Genomic DNA, 22,318 nt, shown 5'->3' with positions numbered 1-22,318 from the left:
CACCGTGTCCGTCGTCCAGCGCCAGGCCCCCCATCCCCGCGAGCTGCTCGAGCTCATGACGTTCAAGAAGCCGGTCCTCAACGGCCGCAGGCGCCGACTCGAGGCCGCGCTGACCATCCACGACCTGCGCGCCATCGCCAAACGCCGCACGCCCGCTGCGGCGTTCGACTACACCGACGGCGCCGCGGACGGCGAGATCTCCATCCAGCGGGCTCGCCAGGCGTTCCTCGACGTGGAGTTTCACCCGAGCATCCTGAGGGACGCCACCCGGGCGGACACCTCCTGCACGGTGCTGGGCGGGTCGTCCGCGCTGCCCTTTGGCATCGCACCCACCGGATTCACGCGCCTTATGCAGACCGAAGGGGAGACTGCCGGGGCCGGCGCCGCGGGGGCTGCTGGTATCCCCTTCACGCTGTCGACGCTGGGCACCACCTCGATCGAGGACGTCAAGGCTGCCAACCCGACCGGCCGCAACTGGTTCCAGCTGTACGTCATGCGTCAGCGGGAGATCTCCTATGGGCTCGTCGAGCGAGCCGCAGCCGCCGGCTTCGACACCCTGTTCTTCACCGTCGACACGCCGGTGGCAGGTGCCCGCCTGCGTGACAAGCGCAACGGCTTCTCCATCCCGCCGCAGCTGAGCCTGCGCACCGTGCTCGACACCGCCACTCGCCCTTGGTGGTGGTGGGACTTCCTCACCACGCCCACCCTGGAGTTCGCCTCCCTGAGCTCTACCGGCGGCACGGTCGGAGAGCTGCTGAACTCGGCGATGGACCCCTCCATCTCCTACGACGACCTCGAGGTCATCAGGTCGATGTGGCCCGGCAAGCTGGTGATCAAGGGCGTCCAGAACGTCGAGGACTCCAAGCACCTGGCTGACCTCGGCGTCGACGGGATCGTGCTGTCCAACCACGGCGGACGCCAGCTCGACAGGGCGCCCGTCCCCTTCCACCTGCTGCCCGAGGTGGTGCGCGAGGTGGGCGCCGACATCGAGGTCATGGTCGACACCGGGATCATGGATGGAGCGGACGTGGTCGCCTCCATCGCCTTGGGCGCCAAGTTCACGCTCATCGGGCGCGCCTACCTCTACGGGCTGATGGCCGGCGGGCGGCCGGGCGTTGACCGCGCCATCGCCATCCTGCGTGAGCAGGTCGAGCGCACGATGCGCTTGCTGCAGGTTTCCGAGCTGGCCGAGCTGGGTCCGCAGCACGTCACCCAGCTGCAGCGCTTCGCGCCGCGCGTGCTGGGGGAGTGCTCGCCGGGCAGCCGCACCGACGCCGGAATCTTCGGCGCCGGTGCGGTGGGCCTGCACCGCGTCAGTCGCTGATCAGCGAGCGCCGAGGAGGTGCTCGATGGCCAGCTGGTCGAGCGCGCCGATGCCGTAGCCGCGGCGGCCCTTCGCGTCGGCGTCGAAGTCCTCGAAGGTCGAGCGGTCCTCGACGATGCTGGCCAGGGTCTCGCCCTCGCCCAGCGTCGGCTGCGCCAGCTCGGTGACGGAGGCCTTCTCCAGGGCGGCCTGCACCTCGGGGTCGGCGCGGAAGGCCGCGGCGCGCTCCTTGAGGAGAAGGTAGGTGCGCATGTTGGCGGAGGCCGAGTCCCAGATGCCGTCGAAGTCCTCGGTGCGGTTCGGCTTGTAGTCGAAGTGGCGCGGGCCGTCGTACGTCGGGCCGCCACCCGGGAAGCCGTTCTCGAGGAGGTCGACGGTCCAGAAGGCCGAGAGCAGGTCTCCGTGGCCGAAGACGAGGTCCTGGTCGAACTTGGGGCCGTGCTGGCCGTTGAGGTCGACGTGGAAGAGCTTGCCGGCGGCCAGCGCCTGGGCGATGCCCGCGGTGAAGTTGAGGTTGGACATCTGCTCGTGGCCGACTTCGGGGTTCACGCCCACCAGGTGCGGGTGCTCGAGGGTGTACGAGAAGGCGATCGCGTGGCCGACCGTCGGCAGCAGGATGTCGCCGCGGGGCTCGTTCGGCTTGGGCTCGATGGCGATGCGCATGTCGAGGCCCTGCTCGGTGATGTAGGTCGTCAGCAGGTTGACGGCCTCGGCGTAGCGGTCGAGCGCGGCCTTGATGTCCTTCGCGCCGTCGACCTCGGCGCCCTCGCGGCCACCCCACATGACGAACGTCGTGGCGCCCAGTTCGGCGCCCAGCTGCAGCTGGCGGAACGCCTTGCGCAGCGCGAAGCGGCGGACGTCACGGTCGTTGGCCGTGAACGCGCCCTCCTTGAAGATCGGGTGGCTGAAGAGGTTGGTGGTGACCATCGGCACGGTCAGGCCGGTGTCGGCGACGACCTTCTTCAGGCGGCCGAGGATCTCGTCGCGGCCGGCCGGGTCCTTGTGGCCTACCTCGAAGGGGACGACGTCGTCGTCGTGGAACGTGATGCCCCAGGCGCCGAGGTCGGCGAGGCGGCGGGCGGCGTCGATGACGTCGATGTCGGGACGGGTGGCCGAGCCGAACGGGTCGGCGGCGGCCCATCCGACGGTCCAGAGGCCGAAGGAGAACTTGTCCTCGGGGGTGGGGACGAGCTTCGTGGCGGGGGTCAGGTCAGCCATGGGAGGTGCTCCTCTACGTCGAGGTGAAGATTTGTTCTGTCGTTGAACTTATGTGGTCGACGTGGGAGTGTCAACGGGTGCCACCCGCCGACCCGGTCCGCGAGCCCGCCCGCCAGCGCGACCTGCGCGAGCGCAACCTCGCCACCGTGCTCGCCCGCGTGGCGGCGTCCAGCACCGACGACGGCACTGCCCCCTCCCGCGCGGCGATCGCCGCGGCCACCGGTATGGCGCGGGGCACGGTCTCGGCGCTGGTCGACGCGCTGCTGCTCGGCGGGCTCGTCGAGGAGCTGCCCCCGCCACCGCGCACCGGCGCCGGGCGTCCCGCGAACGGGCTGCGCCTGTCGGGGCGACGCGTGGCCGCCCTGGGCGTGGAGCTGGGCGCCAGCCACGTCGTCGCCTGTGTCCGCGACCTCACCGGCGCGGTGCGGGCCCGCGCGTCGGTGGACTCGGTGGATCGCACCGGACCGCCCGAGCGAGTGCTGGGCGCGTCGGCCGAGCTGGCCGTGGGGGTGCTCGCCGACGCCCGGGCGCAGGGGCTGGACGTGGTGGGCGGGGCCTGGGCGCTGCCGGGTCTGGTGGACTCTGCCGCCGGGCGGCTGCGCCTGGCACCCAACCTGGGGTGGCGCGACGTCGACGTGCTCGCTCTCCTGAGCGCTCATCCGGGCCTCGAGGGCTTGCCCCTCGCCGTCGACAACGAGGCGGCGCTGGCCGCGGTGGCGGAGCTCTGGCACCCCGGCGACAGTCCGGGCGGGGAGTCGTTCGTCCTGGTCACCGGAGAGGTCGGCATCGGTGCGGGGGTGGTGCTCGACGGTCGCCCCCTCCGGGGTGAGCGCGGCTGGAGCGGGGAGCTCGGGCACGTCACGGTCGATCCGGCGGGCCCTCCCTGCGGCTGTGGCGCTCGCGGCTGCCTGGAGGCCTACGCCGGACAGGAGGCGCTCCTGCGGCGCGCCGGGCTGGCGGCGGAGAGGGCCGGCGCGGACGCGCTGCGCCGCGCCGCGCTGGCCGGGGAAGCGCTGCCCCTGGCGGCGCTCGAGCAGGCAGGCCGCGCCCTCGGTGTGGCGCTGGCCGGCGCCGTGAACCTGCTCGACGTCGACGCCGTGGTGCTCGGCGGTGCGTGCGCCCCGCTCGCGCCGTGGCTGGCCGGGCCTGTGCGGGCTGAGCTGGCCGAGCGAGTGCTGCGGGCGCGGCTGCTGGGGGTGCCCGTGCGCGTGTCCGCCACCGGCTCCGACGCCGCCGTCATGGGCGCCGCGGCGCTCGTGCTGCAGCGCGTGCTCGACGCCCCGGCGGCGCTGGTGGCCTGACCGAATGGTTACCGTGTGGCAACCCCGCTCACCGAGGAGCAGTCATGGCAGAGGCAGGCGCGCTGCGCATCGCGATGGTCGGTCACGGCTTCATGGGGGCCGCCCACAGCCAGGCGTGGCGCGTGGCCCCGCACTTCTTCGACCTCCCGCTGGAGGTGCGCCGCTCGGTCGTGGTCGGCCGGGACGCCGGCCGTGCCGCTGCGGCCGCGGAGAAGTTCGGCTGGGACAGCTCCGCCACCGACTGGCGTGAGGTGGTCACCCGCGACGACGTCGACCTCGTCGACGTCGTCGCCCCCGGTGACGCCCATGCCGAGGTGGCCATCGCGGCGCTCGAGGCCGGCAAGCACGTGCTGTGCGAGAAGCCCCTCGGCAACACCCTCGCCGAGGCGGAGGCCATGAACGCCGCCGCCGAGAGGGCTTCTTCGGGTGGCGCGAAGGCCATGGTCGGCTTCAGTTACCGCCGGGTGCCGGCCGTCGCCTTCGCCCGCCAGCTCGTGGCAGACGGCGCCATCGGTCAGGTTCGCCAGGTGCGCGTCGCCTACCTGCAGGACTGGCTCGCCGACGCCAACGCGCCCATGACGTGGCGGCTGGACAAGAAGCTGGCCGGGTCGGGCGCCCTGGGCGACATCGGCGCCCACGCCATCGACCTCGTGCAGCACGTGGTGGGCACTCGGTTGGTCGCCGTGAGCGGTCTCATGCACACCTTCGTCACCGAGCGGCCCCTGACCGGCGGGCGTGGTCTGGCTGCCAGCTCGAACGGCGGGGGAGCGGGCGACGAGGTCGGCAAGGTCACCGTCGACGACGCCGCGATGGCGATGGCCCGCACCGCCGAGGGTGCGCTGGTCTCGCTGGAGGCCTCCCGCTTCGCCACCGGGCGCAAGAACGGCCTGCACCTGGAGGTGTACGGCTCCGACGGGGCGATCGTCTTCGACCTCGAGGACATGAACGTGCTGCAGGTCTACGACGCCCGCCGAGGCGCCGACCGCCAGGGCTTCACGCGCATCCTCGTCACCGAGCCAGAGCACCCGTGGATGGCGGGCTGGTGGCCGGCCGGGCACATCATCGGTTACGAGCACACCTTCACCCACCAGGTCGTCGACCTCGTCGGTGACATCGCCGCCGGACGGCAGCCCTCGCCGTCCTTCGCCGAGGGGCTCCAGGTCCAGCGCGTGCTCGATGCACTGGAGCGCAGTTCCGGCGAGGGGAGCGCCTGGATGTCGATCTAGGCGGACGGGGCAGCGGTGCTCTCCCGCACCACCAGCCGGGTGGCCAGCTGGAGGTGCGGCGCGGTGTCGCGCTGCGGCCGCGCCGACGGCCCGGCCCGCCGTTCCCTCACGGCGTCGAGCACCATCCGCACCGACTCGCCCGCCATCTCACCCAGCGGCTGCCGCACCGTGGTGAGCGGCGGTGACAGGTACTGGCACATCGACACGTCGTCGAAGCCGACCACGGACAGGTCGTCCGGCACGTGCAGGCCGCGGCATCGTGCCTCCTGGTAGACGCCGCTGGCCATGAGGTCCGATCCCGCGAAGATGGCCGTAGGAGGGTTCGGGTGGTCGAGCAGGGCGACCGCGGCGCGCTGCCCTCCGGCGGCCGTGAAGTCTCCCTCCGCCACGAGCGACTCGTCGACGGGCACGCCCGCTCGGGCCATCGCGGCGCGGTAGCCCTCGAGGCGCTCCTGGCTGCACAGCAGGAACGGCAGCCCGGTGATCGTCGCGATGCGGCGGTGCCCCAGGGAGAGCAGGTGCTCGGTGGCGGTCACGCCACCGGCGAAGTTCGTCGCGCCGACGGTCGGCAGTGACGGGTCCGAGCTCCCGGCGGGGTCGAGGAGGACGACGGGAGCGCCCAGGCTGGCGACATCCTCGGCGCTGCCTCCGCCGAACCTGTTGATGACCAGGACGACGCCCGACGGGCGCCGCTCCCGGAGTGCCCTCAGCCAGGACCTGTCCCCGCCGTCGTGGTCGTGGGCGGCATTGACGACCAGGCCCGCGCCGGCGCGTGACGCGCTCTCCTCGGCGCCGGCCAGCACCTCCAGCGCATAGGCGCTCGTCAGGTCGGTGATGACGAGCTCGACGAGCGGCGCACCGCTGCGTGGCTCCTGCTGCCTGCGCCGGGGGCGGTACCCGGTGGTGGTGATGACCTCCGTGACGTGGTCGCGCGTGGCGGGGGCGACGTCGTCACGGCCGTTGAGGACCTTCGAGACGGTGGGCACCGAGACGCCGGCCCGACGGGCGACATCGGCGATGGTGACGCGCTCTGCGGTGTTGGTCATCGAGGCTCCTGCGTCGGCCTGTGAGGGTGCCTCACCCTAGCGAAAGTTTCGTCGCGATCGGTGATCAGTCGTCACAGAATCGTGATGCATTGGATGCCGATCGCGTGGTCGGTTTCGCTTGACGTGCCCTTGTCGTCGCTCCTACTGTCCCAGTCTCAAGCGCAACAGTCGGAAACTTTCGATCGACGCTTGATTCCGCAGGACGCCGCGCCGATGCGGCTCGAACGATGGAGTTCACGTGGACGCTCCCGCGACCCCCCTGCCCGGCACCTCTCGCCGCGGCTTCCTCTCGATGCTTGCCCTGGCGCCCCTGGCGGGCGCCGCGCTGTCGGCCTGCGGCACCTCCGGCCCCGGCGGCGCCGGCGGCGGGAGCGGCAAGGCCTCGATGTGGTACCTCTCCGGCCAGCCGAACGAGAAGATCAAGGGCGACAACATCGCCGCCTGGAACGCGGCGAACCCCGATGACACCATCGCCGTCAACTACTTCCAGAACGACGCGTACAAGACGAAGATCAAGACCGCCATCGGCGCCGGTCAGGCCCCCACGATCATCTACAGCTGGGGTGGCGGCACGCTCGCGAGCTACGCAGCGGCCGGTCAGGTGGCCGACCTGACGGACTGGTTCGGCCAGAACCCCGACGTCAAGAACAGCGTGCTGGCCTCGACTTACCAGGCCGCCACGGTGGAGGGGAAGATCTACGCCTACCCGAACGAGAATGCCGCGCTGATCGTCTTCTACTACAACAAGAAGCTGTTCCAGCAGGTCGGCGCCCAGCCCCCCACCACCTACGCCGAGCTCCAGGCGCTGGTGCAGACGTTCAAGGCTGCGGGCATCGCCCCCATCGCGCTGGCCGGCCAGTCGCGCTGGACCTCGATGATGTGGCTGGAGTACCTCTTCGACCGCATCGGCGGGCCCGAGGTCTTCCAGGCCATCTTCGACGGCACGGCGGGCGCCTGGTCCAACCCCGACGCCCTGAAGGCGCTGCAGGCCACGCAAGACCTGGTGAAGGCGGGCGGGTTCATCACCGGCTTCGAGTCCATCACCGCGGACAGCAACGCCGACCAGGCCCTGCTGTACACCGACAAGGCCGCGATGATGCTCCACGGATCGTGGGTGTACTCCGGCATCAAGAACGACGCCCCCGACTTCGTCTCCGGTGGCAACCTCGGCTGGTTCGCCTTCCCCGCCGTCGAGGGCGGCAAGGGCGACGTCAAGAACGTCGCCGGTAACCCGGCGCAGTACATGTCCATCTCTGCCAAGGCCACGCAGGAGCAGCAGGACATCGCGAAGAAGTACTTCGCCGACAAGGAGAACGGCATCTTCTGCGATGCCGTCATCGACGCGTACATCGCCTCCGGCCAGGTCTGCGTCGCCGCCGGCATCGAGGACAAGATCGCCCAGTCCCAGGACAAGGACTTCCTCGGTTTCTGCTACGACGCCATCAAGAACGCCCCGAGCTTCGTGCAGTCCTGGGACCAGGCGCTCTCGCCGAGCCAGGCCGAGGCGCTGCTGTCGAACATCGACCAGCTCTTCAGCCTGTCGATCACCCCTGAGCAGTTCGCCCAGAACATGGACGCCACGGTCGGCAAGTGAGTACCTCGACGACGACGGCGACGCCGACACGGCCGCCGAGCACCGCGTCCGCGCTCGTGGTTGACGGCCAACGCCGGAGCGTCAAGACAGGCTCCGTGGCCTGGATGGCGCTGCCCGCGCTGCTGTTCTTCGCCTTCTTCGGGGGCGTGCCGCTCGTCGGCGTCGTCCTGCTGAGCTTCACGCAGTGGGACGGCATCGGGGCGATCAGCTGGCTGGGCATCGGCAACTGGACGTCGGTGCTGGCCGACCCCGTGATGTGGAAGGCCATGGGCCTGACCTTCGGAATCATGGTCTTCAGCTGGGCCGTGCAGACGCCCCTGGCCCTGCTGCTCGGCGTCTTCACCGCCGGGACGCAGAAGTACCGGGCCTTCCTGGCGGTGCTGTACTTCCTGCCGCTGCTCATGAGCGCCGCGGCGATCTCCATCGCCTTCAAGGCGCTGCTCGACCCGAACTTCGGCCTCGCGGCCACGCTGGGCATCCCGATCCTCGTGCAGAACTGGCTCGGCAGCCCCACCCTGGTGCTGTTCGTCGTGATCTTTGTGCTGAGCTGGATGTACGTGCCGTTCCACTCCCTGATCTACCAGGGCGGCGCGCGGCAGATCCCCAAGACCATGTACGAGGCCGCCAGCATCGACGGCGCCGGCACCGTGCGGCAGTTCTTCTCCATCACGCTGCCGCAGCTCAAGCACACGATCATCACGTCGTCGACGCTCATGGTGGTCGGCTCGATGACCACCTTCGACCTCATCTGGATCCTCACCGCCGGCGGCCCGGGCAACGCGACCCGCGTCCTGGCCGTGGACATGTACCTGCGCGGCTTCCGCGCCAACGAGATGGGCCCGGCGAGCGTCATCGCCGTCCTCATCGTGCTCATCGGCCTGCTCCTGGCGCAGCTGCTGCAGCGTCTCGGCGGCAAGGACAAGACGAGCAGCCAGATGGAAGGCATGTGAGATGAGGCGCAACTGGATCGCCGGGATCTTCGGCTGGGTGTGGCTCGCGATCATCATCGTGCCCATCTACTGGGTGGTCATCACCAGCCTCAAGCCCTCCAGCGAGTACTACACGACCAACCCGCTGCTGCCGTCGCTCAGCCCGACGCTCTCGGCCTACCAGCTGGTGCTCGAGAACGACTTCGCCCGGTACTTCGTCAACAGCGTCATCGTCACCGTCTGCACGGTGGTACCCGCAGTGCTCATCGCGTTCATGGCGGCGTTCGCCATCGTCCGGGGATCGGGGCGCTTCCTGCGGTACACCAACAGCTTCCTGCTCATGGGGCTGGCGATCCCGCTACAGGCGACGATCATCCCCGTCTACCTGCTGATCATCAGGCTCTCGCTGTACGACTCGCTGACCGCGCTGATCCTGCCGAGCATCGCCTTCTCCCTGCCGCTCGCGGTGCTCGTGCTGAGCAACTTCATCCGTGACGTGCCGGGCGAGCTCTTCGAGTCGATGCGCCTGGACGGCACCAGCGAGTGGGGCACGGCCTGGCGTCTCGCGTTCCCGCTGACGCGCCCCGCCGTCGCCACGGTGTCGATCTATACGGGCCTGCAGGTGTGGAACGGCTTCCTGCTGCCGCTCGTGCTCACGCAGGACCCCGGCCTGCGGGTGCTGCCGCTCGCGCTGGCGACCTTCCAGGGCCAGTACTCCGTCAACGTCCCCGCCGTGCTCGCGGCGGTGGTCCTCTCGACGCTGCCGATCCTGGCCTTCTACATCGTGGGCCGCCGCCAGCTCGTGTCCGGCCTCACCGCCGGCTTCGGAAAGTGAGCCCCGTGTCCTCCACCAAGCGTGCCCTCGTCACCCGCGGCGGCTGGGACGGGCACCAACCTGTCGAGGCCACCGAGCTGTTCATCCCGTTCCTGCGGGAGCACGGCTTCGACGTCCGCGTGGAGGAGGGGCCGGCCGCGTACGCGGAGAGCGACTACATGCGGGACCTGGACCTGGTGGTGCAGAGCATCACCATGTCGAGCATCGAGCCCGACCAGCTCCGCGGTCTGACCCGTGCCGTCGCAACGGGCACAGGGTTCGCGGGGTGGCACGGCGGCATCGCCGACTCCTTCCGGGCCAGCGCTGACTACCTGCAGCTGGTGGGTGGGCAGTTCGCGACCCACGCGGCACTGCATCCTCACGCGCAGCGCACCGGCGAGATGGAGGACAACTACGTGCCCCACCGCATCGAGCTGACAACCGCCGGACGCGAGCACCCGATCACCGCGGGACTGGCGGACTTCGACCTGGTCACCGAGCAGTACTGGATCCTCTCGGACGACCTCAACGACGTGTTGGCGACCACGACGACGGCGGTACGGGAGTGGGAGCCGTGGCACCGGCCGGTCACCTGCCCCGCGGTGTGGACCCGCGCGTGGGGCGAGGGCCGCGTGTTCGTGGCGACGCCCGGACACCGCGTCGAGGTGCTCCAGGACCCGAACGTCCGCGCCATCGTGGAGCGGGGCCTGCTGTGGGCAGCGCGATGAGCCGGCCGCTACGGGTCGGCGTCGTCGGCGCCGGCAAGATCAGCGAGCAGTACAGCGCGTCCTTGGCGAGGTTGCCCCAGCTGGCGCTGACGGCTGTCGCCGACCTGGATGCGGGCAGGGCCGAGGCGCTCGCGAGTGCTCACGCCGGCGCGCGGGCGCTGCCGCTGCAGCAACTGCTGGAGGACGACGACGTCGACGTCGTCCTGAATCTCACGATCCCCGCGGCGCACGCCGAGGTCGCACTGGCGGCCATCGCCGCCGGCAAGCACGTCTACGGCGAGAAACCGCTGGCGGCGACGACGGCGGAGGGCCGCGCGGTGCTGGAGGCCGCCGCTGCCGCCGGCGTGCGCGTCGGCTGCGCGCCCGACACCGTGCTGGGCACCGGCGTGCAGACGGCGCGCGCGGCGGTCGACGCCGGCCTCATCGGCACGCCGCACGCTGCTACCGCGACGTTCGTCGCGCCCGGGCACGAGCTGTGGCACCCCTCGCCGGAGTTCTACTACGCGCCCGGCGGCGGGCCACTGCTCGACATGGGGCCGTACTACCTGACCTCGCTCGTGCACCTGCTCGGGCCCGTGGCGCGCGTGACGGGGCTGGCGTCGGCGCCGCGCTCCTTTCGCTCGGTAGCGACCGGGCCGAAGGCCGGGCTGGAGTTCTCCGTGACGACGCCGTCGCACGTCACGGGGCTGCTGCAGCACCGCGACGGCGCGCTGACCACCGTGGTGATGAGCTTCGACGTGTGGGGCTCACGTGCCCCGCGCTTGGAGGTGCACGGTCCGAAGGGCTCGCTGTCGGTGCCGGACCCCAACTACTTCGACGGCTCCGTGGAGCTGTGCACGGGCGAGCAGTGGACGGGGCTCGAGCCCAGCGCCGGGTACGTCGGCGCCGGACGTGGGGAGGGCCTGGCCGACCTGAGCCTCGCGCTGGCCGCGGGTGTGGCGCACCGCGCCTCGGGCGAGGTGGCGCTGCACGTGCTCGACGTCATGGAGCAGGTCCTCGCCTCCGCTGGTGCCGGTGGCGCGCCTGTGGAGGTGGCCAGCACGTGCGAGCGCCCCGAGCCCGTGGCGGGTCTCGTCGACCTGACGGCTGGAGTGACGCTGTGAGCACGGACCTGCCGGATGTTGACCCGTCCCAACCGCTGAGCGCGGAGCGCGCGGCGCGCGTCGAGGAGCTCGTCGCCGCAATGACGCGGGAGGAGAAGCTCTACCAGCTCGTCGGGCTGTGGGAGGGCCGCGGCGGTACGGGGGAAGGTGGCGACGTCGCCCCCATGGCCGACGCCATGCAGGGAGATGCCCCCGATTCCCTGACCGGCTACGCCGTCCACGGTCTCGGACAGCTCACCCGCGTGTTCGGCACCGCGCCCGTCGACGCCGTCGAGGGCGCCCGGGGGCTGACGGAGAAGCAGCGTTGGTTGCAGCAGACCTCACGCCACGGCATCCCGGCGCTCGTCCACGAGGAGTGCCTCACCGGCCTCGCGGCCTGGGGCGCCACGACGTTCCCCGCGCCCCTGAGCTGGGGCGCGAGCTTCGACGAGCAGCTCGTGGAGCGGATGGGCGCCGCCATCGGCGAGTCCATGCGCTCCCTCGGCGTCCACCAGGGACTGGCGCCGGTCCTCGATGTGATCCGCGACGCTCGCTGGGGGCGCGTCGAGGAGTGCATCAGCGAGGACCCCCACCTGGTGGGCGAGGTGGCGACGGCGTACGTGCGGGGCATCCAGTCCGCCGGCGTCGTCGCCACCCTCAAGCACTTCGTCGGGTACTCGAACAGCCGCGCGGGCCGCAACCTCGCGCCCGTGCACGCCGGCCCCCGCGAGCTCGCCGACGTGCTGCTCGTGCCCTTCGAGATGGCCGTGCTCGACGGCGGTGTCGGCTCGGTGATGAACAGTTACGCGGAGATCGACGGGCTGCCCGTTGCCGCTGACGCCTCGCTGCTGACCGAGCTGCTGCGCGAGCGCTGGGGCTTCCAGGGCACCGTCGTGGCCGACTACTTCTCCGTCGCGTTCTTGCAGACCCTGCATGGGGTCGCGGCTGACGTGGCCGACGCCGGCGCGCAGGCGCTCGACGCTGGCATCGACGTGGAGCTGCCCACCGGGGTCGCGTACCTCGCACTGGCCGACGCAGTCTCGGAGGAGCTGGTGGACCGCGCCCTGCGCAGAGTGCTGACCCAGAAGGCCGCGCTCGGGCTGCTGGATGCTGGGTGGGACCCGGCCGTCGACCTCGACGCGATCGACCTCGACCCGCCCGCCCACCGCGACCTCGCGCGGCAGCTGGCGGAGGAGTCCGTGGTGCTGCTGTCCAGCGACGGCTCCCTGCCCCTGGGGGACTCCGGGGCGACGACGGCGGCGACGCGCATCGCGGTCCTCGGGCCCAATGCCGACGACCCGTCCGCGCTGTTCGGGTGCTACTCCTTCGCCAACCACGTGCTCGCGCAGCATCCGGGCACGCCGATGCGGCTGCGGGTGAACTCCGTGCTGGACGCGCTGCGCTCCGAGCTCGAGGGCGCGGAGCTGGTGTACGCGCGCGGCTGTGACGTGGAGGGGGGCGACACCTCCGGCTTCGGCGCAGCCGTCGACGCGGCGCGGGGCGCGGACGCCGTCGTCGTCGTGCTGGGGGACCGAGCGGGACTGTTCGGCCGCGGGACGTCCGGGGAGGGCTGCGACGCCGAGTCGCTCGATCTGCCCGGCGTGCAGCAAGAGCTGCTCGACGCGGTGCTCGACGGCGTGGAGCCGAGCACCCCGGTGGTGCTCGTGATGCTCACCGGCCGGCCCTACGCCGTGGCCAGCGCGCTCGAACGGTGCTCCGCCGTGGTGCAGGCCTTCTTCCCCGGACAGGAAGGCGCCGGCGCCATCGCCGGGGTGCTCTCGGGCCGCGTGAATCCGTCGGGCCGCCTGCCCGTGACGCTGCCGCGCTCGGTGGGCGCGCAGCCGTACAGCTACCTGCACCCGATCCTGGGCGGGGCGTCGTCGGTGTCCAACATCGCCACGGAACCGGTCCGCCCGTTCGGGCACGGGCTGAGCTACACCACCTTCGAGCGCTCGGACCTGCAGGTGGAGTCCGCCCGCGTGGACACGGGCGGATCGATCGTCGCGTCCGTCGTCGTGACCAACACGGGGAGGCGTGCCGGCACCGATGTCGTCCAGCTCTACGGGCACGACCCTGTCGCCTCCGTGACGCGCCCCGTGACGCAGCTGCTGGCGCACGCCCGCGTGACGCTGGAGCCCGAGGCGTCCGTGCGGGTGCGGTTCGACGTGCCCACACGCCGCCTCGCGCTGACAGACCGCCGCGGCGTGCGCGTCGTCGAGCCGGGCGCGGTGCAGCTGCGCGTCGGCCCGGACGCGGAGCGCGTGGAGGTGACGGTCCACGTCGAGCTGGTCGGCGATCCGCACGTCGTGACCGTCTCCGACCGCCGCACGGTGCTGACCACGGTGCTGACGACGCAGAACGCCCTGGAACCCCTCGACTGAGGGGTTCCAGGGCGTTTCGCAGGATCAGCGCTGGATCCGCTGGATCACTCGCTGCTGCCGCCGTCGGTGCCGAGCTGCACCGTGATGTCCTGCTGCTGGTTGTTTCGGACCACCTGCAGGGTCACGGTGTCACCCGGCGCGCGGGAGCGGATCTGCGCGATGAGTGACTCGGCGCTGGTCACCGGGGTCTTGTCGACGGCGACGATGGCATCGCCCTGCTTGAGGCCCGCGGAGGCGGCGGCGCTGCCGGACACGACGTTGCCGACCACCGCTGCCTGGCGCGTGATGCCGTTGGCCGTGGCGGTGCCGCCCTGTTCGGCCAGCTCGATCCCGAGGCGGGCGTGCTCGGCCTTGCCGTTCTCGATGAGCTCCTTGGCGACGCGGCTCACCTCGTTGCCGGGGATCGCGAAGCCGAGGCCGATGCTGCCGGCCTGGCCGGAGCCGTCCGACGTGGACGCGATGGAGGAGTTCACGCCGATCACCTGACCGCTCGCGTCGACCAGTGGGCCGCCGGAGTTGCCGGGGTTGATGGCCGCGTCCGTCTGCAGCGCGTTGGTCACCACGTTGGTGTCTGGCTGTTGCTGCTGCTGGTTGAAGCCGAACGGGTCGGGCTGGGACGGCTGCTGCTCGCTGGCCGAGGTGGTCACCGGGCGGTCGGTGGCCGAGATGATGCCCGTGGTCACCGTGTCCTGCAGGCCCAGCGGGTTGCCGATGGCCATGACGTTCTGCCCCACGACCACGGCGCTCGAGTCACCGAACGTGGCGGGCCGCAGGTCACTCGGGGGGTTCTGGATCTGGATGACGGCCAGGTCGGTCGAAGGGTCGGTGCCCGTGATCTTGCCCTGGTAGATGCCGCCGTTGGACAGGATGATCCGGATCTGGCCGTCAGCGCCCGCTGCCGTGGCCACGTGGTTGTTGGTGACGACGTGGCCCTGCTGGTCGAGGATGATGCCGGTGCCCTCACCGCCGGTCTGGCCGTTGGAGACCTGGATGGTCACCACGCTGGGCTCCACCCGCTGGGCCACCTCGGTCCAGTTGACCGCCTGGCCGAGCGGCACCGCCTGGGCGGCGGACCCGCTGCCGGATTCTGTGCCACCACCGGATCCGCTGAGGGAGCTGGACGCCGACGGCGGAGGGGCGGTCTCGTCGGTCAGGCGCGCCGCGCCGAACGCCAGGCCGCCGCTGAGGAGCGCGGCAATCGCGGCGATCGCGACGACACCGCTCCACCCGGGACCACGGCGGCCCGGCTTCTCGCCGCTGGGCTCTGACGGCGTTCCGTACCAGGGGTCGGTGGGGGTGGGCTGCGTCACGGTGGCCGTGCTGCCCTGACCGGAGAAGTGGTGGCCGCTGTAGCCGGACGACCCGAAGGGCTGCGTGTGCTGCCCGTTCTGTGCGTTCGGCTGGGCGTGCTGACCGCTGACCCACCCCTCGCCGGGCGGTGCCCACGACGGCGTCTGGCCGTGAGGCGCGCCGGAACCGGGGGACTGGGTGTCGTGGCTCATCGTCATCTCTCCGTCAGGAGTGGGTCGAACCGTGCTGGTGCTCGTTCCGTAGTAGAAAACAGGAACGGCCTGCACGCACCGTGGACGGTACCTGGGAGCCTCCTGGACGCCGAGTCAGCCGCGCGGGCGGTGCCTCACCGCGGACAGGACAGGGGCGACCACCTGCCGTAGACCCTGCCTCACCAGGCCGGGGACCTCCTCGTCGCCGTGCATCGCGCTGCGCACCCCGCTCTTCACCGTCTGCAGCGCCTGCTCCGTGGAGACGTGCGGCGGGATGATCGGGGTGGCGGGGTCGACCACGGCATCAATGACGAACGGTTGGTCCGCGGCCAGCGCCGCCGCCCACGCGGCGTCGACGTCCTCCGGGTGCTCCACCCGGGTGCCTGCCAGCCCGAGGAGCTGTGCCCACTGCGCGTACGGCACGTCGGGCAGCGACTGCGAGGCGGGGTCGGGCACCTCGCCCAGCTCGGCACGCACCTCCCACGTCTCGAAGCTCAGGTCGCGGTTGTTGAGCACGAGGATCGCCAGCCGCGGGTCCTCCCAGGTCTGCCACTCCCGAGCCACGGTGATGAGCTCGTTGACGCCGTTCATCTGCATTGCGCCGTCGCCCACCAGTGCGATGACCGGCCGGTGCGGGTGTGCCGTCTTCGCGGCCAGCGCGTACGGCAGGGCTCCGCCCATGCTCAGCAGCAGGCCCGACAGCGAGCCGAACTGCTGAGGCGTGAGGTCGACGTCGCGGGCGTACCAGGCGGTGGCTGTGCCGCAGTCGACGGCGAGCAGCGCGTTCTCGGGCAGGTGGGGCTGCAGGCCGCGCACCACGGCTTCGGGGTTCACCGGGTCTGCGGCGGCCGCGCAGCGGGCCTCGCGCACCGCGTCGTCGTCGTCCTTCCAGGTGGCGATGCGCTGACGCCAGGTCTCCTCGGGGTTCCTGCGGAGCAGCGGCAGCAGGGCTGCAAGGGTCTCGGCGGCGTCACCGACGAGATTCACCTCGGTGGGGGTGCGCAGGCCGCACTTCGCGCCGTCGAGGTCGATCTGCACGCTGCGTGCCTGGCCGGGCGGCGGGTAGTACTCGCCGTACGGCATGGTCGAGCCGACGACGAGCAGCGTGTCGCAGTGCTGCATGAGCTCGTAGGACGCGCGCGTGCCGAGCAGTCCGATGGCGCCCGTGACCCACGGCAGCCTGTCGTCGAGGACGTGCTTGCCGAGCAGGGCCTTCGCCGCTCCCGCACCGAGCGCGTCGGCGACCGCGGTGAGCTCCTGAGTCGCGCCGGCAGCGCCGACGCCCGCGAGGATCGCGACGCGCTCTCCGGCGTTGAGGACGGCGGCGGCCTCGCGCAGCGCCGCCTGCGGCGGGGCGCCCGGGTCGGTGCTGGGGACGCTGGAGGTGTGGCTGTAGCCGTGGGCATTCGGTGTGCTCAGGGCGGCGTCCGCGCTGCCGAGGTCGCTGGGGACGATGATCGCGCAGACCGTGCGGTGGGCCAGCGCGGTGCGGCACGCCCTGTCGACGGCGTGGATGACCTGGTCGGGGGACGACAGCTGGATGACGTAGTCGGCGACGTCCTCGTAGAGGGCCTTGGCGTCGATCTCCTGGTAGAAGCTCGTGCCCAGCGCCGGGGTGGCGCTCTGCCCGACCAGCGCCACGACGGGCACGCGGTCGAGCGTGGCGTCGTAGAGGCCGTTGAGGGCGTGGATCGCGCCCGGGCCGCTGGTGACCACGCACGCGCCGATGGGGGAGCCGCCGTACTTCACGTCGGCGACGGCGGCGAAGGCCGCGGTCTCCTCGTGGCGGACCTGGACGAGCTGCGCAGCGCCGGCGCGACGGGCGCGGGAGATGCCCGCCATGACGCCGCCGATGCCGTCGCCGGGGTAGCCGTAGTAGCGGCGCACGCCCCAGCGGGCGAGGCGCTCCACCACGTGGTCACCGACGGTCGTCGGCTCCGGGACGTCGGTCCACTGGCCGGTGCTCTGCTGCGGGCGGGTCTGCGTCACGGGCGTCCCCTACCCACCCGGCAGCCGCCCGATCACGGTAATCATGGGCGCTGGCCACCATCAGGCGCCGGCCGCCGCCGACCCCGCGTGGGGAAGGTCGTCGGCGTCGACGATCGAGTACGCATAGCCCTGCTCCGCCAGGAACCGCTGGCGGTGGGCGGCGAAGTCGGCGTCGACCGTGTCGCGTGCGACCACCGTGTAGAAGCGCGCGGTGCGGCCGTCGGCCTTCGGGCGCAGCAGACGGCCCAGTCGCTGGGCCTCCTCCTGACGGGACCCGAACGAGCCCGACACCTGCACCGCGAGCGACGCCTCCGGCAGGTCGATGGAGAAGTTCGCGACCTTGGACACGACGAGCACGTGGATGTCACCGGCGCGGAACGCGTCGAACAGCCGCTGCCGCTCCGCCACCGACGTCTCACCGGTGATGACGGGCGCGTCGAGGTGCTCGCCGATCTCGGCGAGCTGGTCGAGGTACTGCCCGATGACCAGCGTCTGCTCGCCGGGGTTGGCCCGCACCAGCTGCTCCACGACCCGCGTCTTGGACGACGACGTGGCGCACAGCCGGTACTTCTCCTCCGGCTCCGCCGTCGCGTAGGCGAGACGCTCGCCGTCGGGCAGCGTGACGCGCACCTCGACGCAGTCGGCCGGAGCGATCCAGCCCTGCGCCTCGATGTCCTTCCACGGCGCGTCGAAGCGCTTGGGGCCGATGAGGGAGAACACCTCGCCCTCGCGGCCGTCCTCGCGCACCAGCGTGGCCGTCAGGCCCAGGCGGCGACGGGCCTGCAAGTCCGCCGTCATCCGGAAGATCGGCGCGGGCAGCAGGTGCACCTCGTCGTAGACGACCAGGCCCCAGTCGCGGGCGTCGAGCAGCTCCAGGTGCGGGTACACGCCCTTCCTGCGGGTGGTCAGCACCTGGTAGGTGGCGATGGTGACCGGCCGGACCTCCTTCTTGGAGCCCGTGTACTCGCCGATCTCGTCTTCGGTGAGGCTCGTGCGCTTGAGCAGCTCGCTGCGCCACTGGCGGGCGCTGACGGTGTTGGTGACGAGCACGAGCGTGGTCGCCTTCGCCTTGGCCATCGCTCCCGCGCCGACGATCGTCTTGCCGGCTCCGCAGGGCAGGACGACGACGCCGGAGCCGCCGTCCCAGAAGCCGTCGACCGCCTGCTGCTGGTAGGGGCGGATGGCCCAGCCGTCCTCGTCGAGCTCGATGGGGTGCGCCTCGCCGTCGACGTATCCGGCGAGGTCCTCCGCGGGCCAGCCCAGCTTGAGCAGCACCTGCTTGAGGTTGCCGCGCTCGGAGGGGTGCACCAGGACGCTCTCGCGGTCCAGCCGCTCGCCGACCAGGGGCGCGACCTTCTTGGAACGCAGCACCTCCTCAAGCACCGGCACGTCGGTGGCGTGCAGGACGAGGCGGTCGCCGTCCTTCTCCAGGCGCAGGCGGCCGTACCGGTCCATCGTCTCGGCGACGTCGACGAGCAGGGCGTGCGGCACCGGGTAGCGCGAGTGTTCGATCAGCGCGTCGACCACCTGCTCGGCGTCGTGGCCCGCGGCGCGCGCGTTCCACAGGCCGAGCGGGGTGATCCGGTAGGTGTGGACGTGCTCGGGGGCCCGCTCCAGCTCCGCGAACGGCGCGATGGCCTTGCGGGCCGCGGCGGACGTCGGGTGGTCGACCTCGAGGAGGAGCGTCTTGTCACTCTGGACGATGAGGGGGCCGTCGGTCACCGCAGGGTCAACTCCTTCGAGGCTGTGCTGCTTCCCGTACCGAACTCTGGGCTGCTCAGACCGACCCGCCGCTCGAGCTGGCTGACGCCCCGCCGTCCCACGCAATCAGGGCGACGATGATCGCCACGATGCTCAGGACGACGAGCGCGCAGATGCTGGCAAAGATGATCCAACCGGTCCGCGTCAGCCGCCGCGCGCTGGATGGGTCTTCGCGCTTCGACAACGCGACGATGCTGAGCACCGCCGGCACCGCGTAGACCAGGCCCAGCAGAGTCCAGGACAGGGCGAGCGTCAGCAGGCCGCTGAGCACGAGCAGGACGACGGTGCTGGTGGACGCAGCGGCCGGCGGCGCTGCGGAGGCCGGGATGCCGGTGTAGCCGTAGCCGTAGCCCGGTGGAGCGGGCGGCGGGTCGTACGCGGGCGGCGGGCCGTAAGTGGGGGGTGTGCTGGGCCTGGCCCACCCGCTCTGGCCGTCGCCCGAGGAGTTTGCCGGGCTGTACGGGTCCTGAGTCACGAGCGTCCTTCCCGAGGTAGAGCAGTCCTCCCACGGTAGTCGCGCATGCCTGGGCTCAGGCGGGGGCGACTCCGCTGATGCGGTGCACGGACATCGTGCGTACCTGGCCCGAGGTGGCGTCGAGGGCGGTGACGAGACCCCCGTCGACGGCCACCGGCGAGTACTGCCGCACGGTGAGGCGCCCGGCGGCGTCCGACATACCCACCCACACGGCGCGCCCCTGCGCGGCGGCGTCACGCAGCGCCGCCAGCGCCGACGCGGGGTCGGTGGCCGTGAGCTGCGGCGGCTCACCGGTGCCGTCGGCCTCCGCCTGAGCGCGGCGCACCGCCTCGCTGTCGCCCGAGCGCAGACCCGCCACCACCGCGGTGACCGTCTCGGCGCTGGGCGTCGGCGGCTCGCCCGTCACCGGTCGCGGCACCTGCCGCGGGGGCGTGCGCCGCGCGGTGGGGGAGCGGACGACGACGTCGCCGTCGTCGCCCTCTACCGCTGGCGCCATGCCCATCGAGCGCAGCACGTCGAGCACGGTGGCGGGATCGGCCTGCGCCGCAGCGACCGTGGGCGCGAGCCGGCGTAGCCGCAGTGGCGCCGCCGCGCGCGCGGCGAGCACCTCGGCGAGGGCGGCCTCGTCGTCGCTGCGCAGATAGGACGACGCCGTGCCCACGCGCAGGCGGCCGTGCCGCCGGGCGACGTCGCGGACCAGCACCTCCAGCGCCTGCGGCACGGGAGTGGCCGAGGCACCGCGGAGGAAGGCGAGGACGTCGTCGGCGGAGCGGCCGAGGTCCATCACCCGGCGCACCGAGGACGGCGTGAACCGGTAGACGGTGGCTCCGCCGCGGGAGTCGACGTCGGCCGCCAGGGCCAGCTCCGCCGCAACCGGGTGCACGAGCGGGCCGGGAGCGATCGCGGTGAGGTCGGCCTGGAGCAGCACCTGCTCGACGGGCTCCGGGAGCAGACGGCGCAGCACCTCGGCGACGTCCGCCGGGGGCTGGTCGAGCAGCGCCCTGCCGTGCTCGGCGACGGCCCCGAGGCCCAGGGCGCCGAGCCATGCGCCCTCGCGCAGCGTCCAGGCGACCAGGCGCGGGGCGAGTGCGCCGACCCGGCGGGGTGCCTGCCAGCGGACGCGGTCGAGGAGCGCGGTCTCGCTCGTGGCTTCGCCGGGGTCAAGGGAGGCAAGCGCCTCGAGAACCATCCGCCGCACGGGCGCGGCGGCTGTCCTGTCCAGGTCGTCGGACAGCGCCGTCCGGGCGCTGCCGCGAGCGTCCTTCTCACCGACCAGGCCCGGCACCCGCGACGTGCGCAGCCAGGCACCGGCGAGCTCGGCCCACCGCTGCGGGACGGGGAGGTCGAGCCAGTCGTCGGAGGCAGGGGTCGGCGCCCACGCGGCGTCGGCCTCGCCGTCGTCGGCCACGAGTCCCGCGGCGCGCGCGAGCTCCGCCCAGAATGCCGCCTGGTCCGCATCGACCTCCAACCGGTCGCCCAGGCGCTTGAGCTCCCGCACGCCCAGGCCACCCGCGCGCAGCACCGGTGGCGGAGCGGCGCTCCACGCCGTGAGCAGTGCTTCTACGAGGCGCACGGCCTCGGCGGCCTGACCGGCGGCGGCGCCGTCGACGTGCGGCGAGTGCCGGGTGCGGGCCAGGGCAGGCGGCTCGTCGTCGAGGCGGGCCAGCACCGCGCCACCCCGCAGCGCGACGGCCACCTCGCGCGGGAGGACGACGTGCCCCGGGCCGGCCGCGGCGAGCAGGCCGCGCGCCAGCAGCCATTCCAGCGGCGAGCCGGCCTCCGCCGTTCTGATGGCTCGGTCCGCCCCCGGCACTGCGCCGGTCGGGGGACCCCACGTGAGCCTGTCGAGCAGCTCGCGGGAGGCGGGCGGTGCGTCGGCCAGCAGCTCGGCCAGGCGCGCCGGGTCAGCCAGCAGCGCCGCGACGGCGTCGAGGTCGCCCACCGGGTCGCCCGTGCCGGCGAGCCCCAGGTCTTCGACGAGGTCACGGATGCGGGCCGGCGAGCGCGTGCCATGAGCCTCGCGCAGCGTGGCTCCGAGCCCGGCCGGGGTGGGGCCGAGGACGTCGGCCGCGGCACGCACCGGCCGCAGCGCGGCGTCAGGGCCCCAGGCCAGGGCGAGCGTGTGCAGGTGGCGCACGTGAGGCAGCACACGGGCGCGCGGTGCGGAGCAGGCGCGCACCAGGGCGGGCAGGGCCACCGGATCGGCGGTCGACCCCGAGAGCGCGACGAGAGCCTCGAGCACCTGCAGCTGCGGCGTGCTCAGCCTGTCGACGGCACGCTGAGCACTGACCCGGGTGCTCGCGCGAGCCGCGAGGGACGCGGTGTCTCCCGGTACGGGAGCCGCCAGGTCGGGCCTGCCGGCCAGCAGCTCGGCGAGCGTCGCGTCGTCGCGTGAGCGCAGGTCGTCGGCCAGGGAACGGGGGGCCGGCACCGGAACACCGTACGCGCGGAACCGCGTTGACCCTCCCGGTAGTCTGACTCTCCGGGCCGCACTGGCGCGGCGCCAGTCAGATCGCCGGCCCATCCACCGAGACGAGAGTTCTGAGGTTCACCGTGCCTACTGGCAAGGTCAAGTGGTTCGACGCCGAGCGCGGCTTCGGCTTCCTCGCCACCGACGACGGCGAGGAGGTGTTCCTGCACGCCTCCGCGCTGCCCGCGGGCACGCCCACCGTCAAGCAGGGCGCCCGCCTCGAGTTCGGTGTCGCCGACGGCCGCCGCGGCAAGCAGGCGCTGTCGGTGAAGCTGCTGGAGCCCACCCACTCCGTCGCCGCCGCGCAGCGCAAGCCCGCGGAAGACATGGTGGTCATCGTCGAAGACCTCATCAAGGTGCTCGAAGGCCTGTCCGGTCACCTGCGCCGCGGTCGCTACCCCGACCGCGCGAGCACCGGCAAGGTGGCCGCCGTGCTCCGCAAGGTTGCCGACGACCTCGACGCCTGACACGACGCCTC

General features: G+C 72.2%; 17 protein-coding genes. 10 read left to right on the top strand and 7 right to left on the bottom strand.

Features of this window, described 5'->3' with window-relative positions:
• Positions 1-4 precede the first annotated feature (4 nt).
• Positions 5-1,324 carry an alpha-hydroxy acid oxidase gene (locus BXY45_RS05415; protein ID WP_109773322.1) on the top strand — a complete coding sequence of 440 codons (1,320 nt, stop codon included), beginning with the start codon at positions 5-7 and terminating at the stop codon, positions 1,322-1,324.
• Here the strand turns inward: BXY45_RS05415 and xylA are convergent, their stop codons facing one another.
• The gene (xylA, locus tag BXY45_RS05410) at positions 1,325-2,542 is read right to left on the bottom strand and encodes a xylose isomerase (protein ID WP_109773293.1); all 1,218 of its coding nucleotides are present in this window, start codon (positions 2,540-2,542) and stop codon (positions 1,325-1,327) included.
• Positions 2,543-2,619: 77 nt separating this feature from the next.
• Between xylA and BXY45_RS05405 the strand changes: the two genes are divergently transcribed.
• Complete coding sequence (locus tag BXY45_RS05405) at positions 2,620-3,843, top strand: ROK family protein (RefSeq protein ID WP_218566891.1); 1,224 nt, start codon at positions 2,620-2,622, stop codon at positions 3,841-3,843.
• Positions 3,844-3,887: 44 nt separating this feature from the next.
• Positions 3,888-5,069, top strand: a complete 1,182-nt coding sequence (locus tag BXY45_RS05400) for a Gfo/Idh/MocA family protein (RefSeq protein WP_109773291.1) — start codon at positions 3,888-3,890, stop codon at positions 5,067-5,069.
• Here the strand turns inward: BXY45_RS05400 and BXY45_RS05395 are convergent.
• The gene (locus BXY45_RS05395; RefSeq protein ID WP_109773290.1) at positions 5,066-6,115 is read right to left on the bottom strand and encodes a LacI family DNA-binding transcriptional regulator; all 1,050 of its coding nucleotides are present in this window, start codon (positions 6,113-6,115) and stop codon (positions 5,066-5,068) included. The two genes, BXY45_RS05400 and BXY45_RS05395, sit on opposite strands and share 4 nt — an antisense overlap.
• Positions 6,116-6,407: 292 nt before the next feature.
• Between BXY45_RS05395 and BXY45_RS05390 the strand changes: the two genes are divergently transcribed.
• The 6 genes from BXY45_RS05390 (at position 6,408) to BXY45_RS05365 (ending at position 13,643) form a co-directional block, all read left to right on the top strand.
• Positions 6,408-7,709, top strand: a complete 1,302-nt coding sequence (locus tag BXY45_RS05390; RefSeq protein WP_109773321.1) for an extracellular solute-binding protein — start codon at positions 6,408-6,410, stop codon at positions 7,707-7,709.
• A 104-nt stretch (positions 7,710-7,813) separates the two neighbouring features.
• Positions 7,814-8,659, top strand: a complete 846-nt coding sequence (locus tag BXY45_RS05385; RefSeq protein WP_109773320.1) for a carbohydrate ABC transporter permease — start codon at positions 7,814-7,816, stop codon at positions 8,657-8,659.
• A gap of 1 nt (position 8,660) precedes the next feature.
• Positions 8,661-9,473, top strand: a complete 813-nt coding sequence (locus BXY45_RS05380; protein WP_109773289.1) for a carbohydrate ABC transporter permease — start codon at positions 8,661-8,663, stop codon at positions 9,471-9,473.
• A gap of 5 nt (positions 9,474-9,478) precedes the next feature.
• A complete protein-coding gene (locus tag BXY45_RS05375) occupies positions 9,479-10,180 on the top strand; it encodes a ThuA domain-containing protein (RefSeq protein ID WP_109773319.1) in 702 nt (233 codons plus the stop codon).
• Positions 10,177-11,283: a Gfo/Idh/MocA family protein gene (locus BXY45_RS05370; RefSeq protein ID WP_109773318.1), complete on the top strand. Its 1,107-nt coding sequence runs from the start codon at positions 10,177-10,179 to the stop codon at positions 11,281-11,283. The genes BXY45_RS05375 and BXY45_RS05370 overlap by 4 nt, the downstream gene beginning before the upstream one ends.
• An 80-nt stretch (positions 11,284-11,363) precedes the next feature.
• A complete protein-coding gene (locus tag BXY45_RS05365; protein WP_109773317.1) occupies positions 11,364-13,643 on the top strand; it encodes a beta-xylosidase/alpha-l-arabinosidase in 2,280 nt (759 codons plus the stop codon).
• Positions 13,644-13,687: 44 nt separating this feature from the next.
• Here the strand turns inward: BXY45_RS05365 and BXY45_RS05360 are convergent, their stop codons facing one another.
• The 5 genes from BXY45_RS05360 to BXY45_RS05340 all read right to left on the bottom strand — a co-directional run bounded on the left by BXY45_RS05360 (position 13,688) and on the right by BXY45_RS05340 (position 21,801).
• Positions 13,688-15,145 carry a S1C family serine protease gene (locus BXY45_RS05360; RefSeq protein WP_109773316.1) on the bottom strand — a complete coding sequence of 486 codons (1,458 nt, stop codon included), beginning with the start codon at positions 15,143-15,145 and terminating at the stop codon, positions 13,688-13,690.
• A 114-nt stretch (positions 15,146-15,259) separates the two neighbouring features.
• Complete coding sequence (locus tag BXY45_RS05355; protein WP_109773288.1) at positions 15,260-17,134, bottom strand: thiamine pyrophosphate-requiring protein; 1,875 nt, start codon at positions 17,132-17,134, stop codon at positions 15,260-15,262.
• Between the two features lie 60 nt (positions 17,135-17,194).
• A complete protein-coding gene (locus BXY45_RS05350) occupies positions 17,195-18,856 on the bottom strand; it encodes a DNA repair helicase XPB (RefSeq protein ID WP_109773287.1) in 1,662 nt (553 codons plus the stop codon).
• Positions 18,857-18,911: 55 nt separating this feature from the next.
• The gene (locus tag BXY45_RS05345; RefSeq protein ID WP_109773286.1) at positions 18,912-19,370 is read right to left on the bottom strand and encodes a hypothetical protein; all 459 of its coding nucleotides are present in this window, start codon (positions 19,368-19,370) and stop codon (positions 18,912-18,914) included.
• Positions 19,371-19,425: 55 nt separating this feature from the next.
• Positions 19,426-21,801, bottom strand: coding sequence for a helicase-associated domain-containing protein (locus BXY45_RS05340; protein WP_211319246.1), 2,376 nt, complete (start codon positions 21,799-21,801; stop codon positions 19,426-19,428).
• 122 nt (positions 21,802-21,923) lie between these two features.
• Between BXY45_RS05340 and BXY45_RS05335 the strand changes: the two genes are divergently transcribed.
• Positions 21,924-22,307 carry a cold-shock protein gene (locus BXY45_RS05335; RefSeq protein ID WP_109773284.1) on the top strand — a complete coding sequence of 128 codons (384 nt, stop codon included), beginning with the start codon at positions 21,924-21,926 and terminating at the stop codon, positions 22,305-22,307.
• Positions 22,308-22,318: the final 11 nt, after the last annotated feature.

It is taken from the genome of Quadrisphaera granulorum (assembly GCF_003149145.1).
GTDB classification, from domain to species: domain Bacteria; phylum Actinomycetota; class Actinomycetes; order Actinomycetales; family Quadrisphaeraceae; genus Quadrisphaera; species Quadrisphaera granulorum.
This window is presented reverse-complemented; position numbering and strand designations above follow the sequence as displayed.

What these genes read in the sequence shown, in the direction of transcription:
- BXY45_RS05400 (WP_109773291.1), top strand. Translation starts at nt 3,888, where the DNA reads ATGGCAGAGGCAGGCGCGCTGCGCATCGCGATGGTCGGTCACGGCTTC.
- BXY45_RS05395 (WP_109773290.1), bottom strand. Translation starts at nt 6,115, where the DNA reads ATGACCAACACCGCAGAGCGCGTCACCATCGCCGATGTCGCCCGTCGG.
- xylA (WP_109773293.1), bottom strand. Translation starts at nt 2,542, where the DNA reads ATGGCTGACCTGACCCCCGCCACGAAGCTCGTCCCCACCCCCGAGGAC.
- BXY45_RS05365 (WP_109773317.1), top strand. Translation starts at nt 11,364, where the DNA reads ATGACGCGGGAGGAGAAGCTCTACCAGCTCGTCGGGCTGTGGGAGGGC.
- BXY45_RS05380 (WP_109773289.1), top strand. Translation starts at nt 8,661, where the DNA reads ATGAGGCGCAACTGGATCGCCGGGATCTTCGGCTGGGTGTGGCTCGCG.
- BXY45_RS05360 (WP_109773316.1), bottom strand. Translation starts at nt 15,145, where the DNA reads ATGAGCCACGACACCCAGTCCCCCGGTTCCGGCGCGCCTCACGGCCAG.
- BXY45_RS05370 (WP_109773318.1), top strand. Translation starts at nt 10,177, where the DNA reads ATGAGCCGGCCGCTACGGGTCGGCGTCGTCGGCGCCGGCAAGATCAGC.
- BXY45_RS05385 (WP_109773320.1), top strand. Translation starts at nt 7,814, where the DNA reads ATGGCGCTGCCCGCGCTGCTGTTCTTCGCCTTCTTCGGGGGCGTGCCG.
- BXY45_RS05390 (WP_109773321.1), top strand. Translation starts at nt 6,408, where the DNA reads ATGCTTGCCCTGGCGCCCCTGGCGGGCGCCGCGCTGTCGGCCTGCGGC.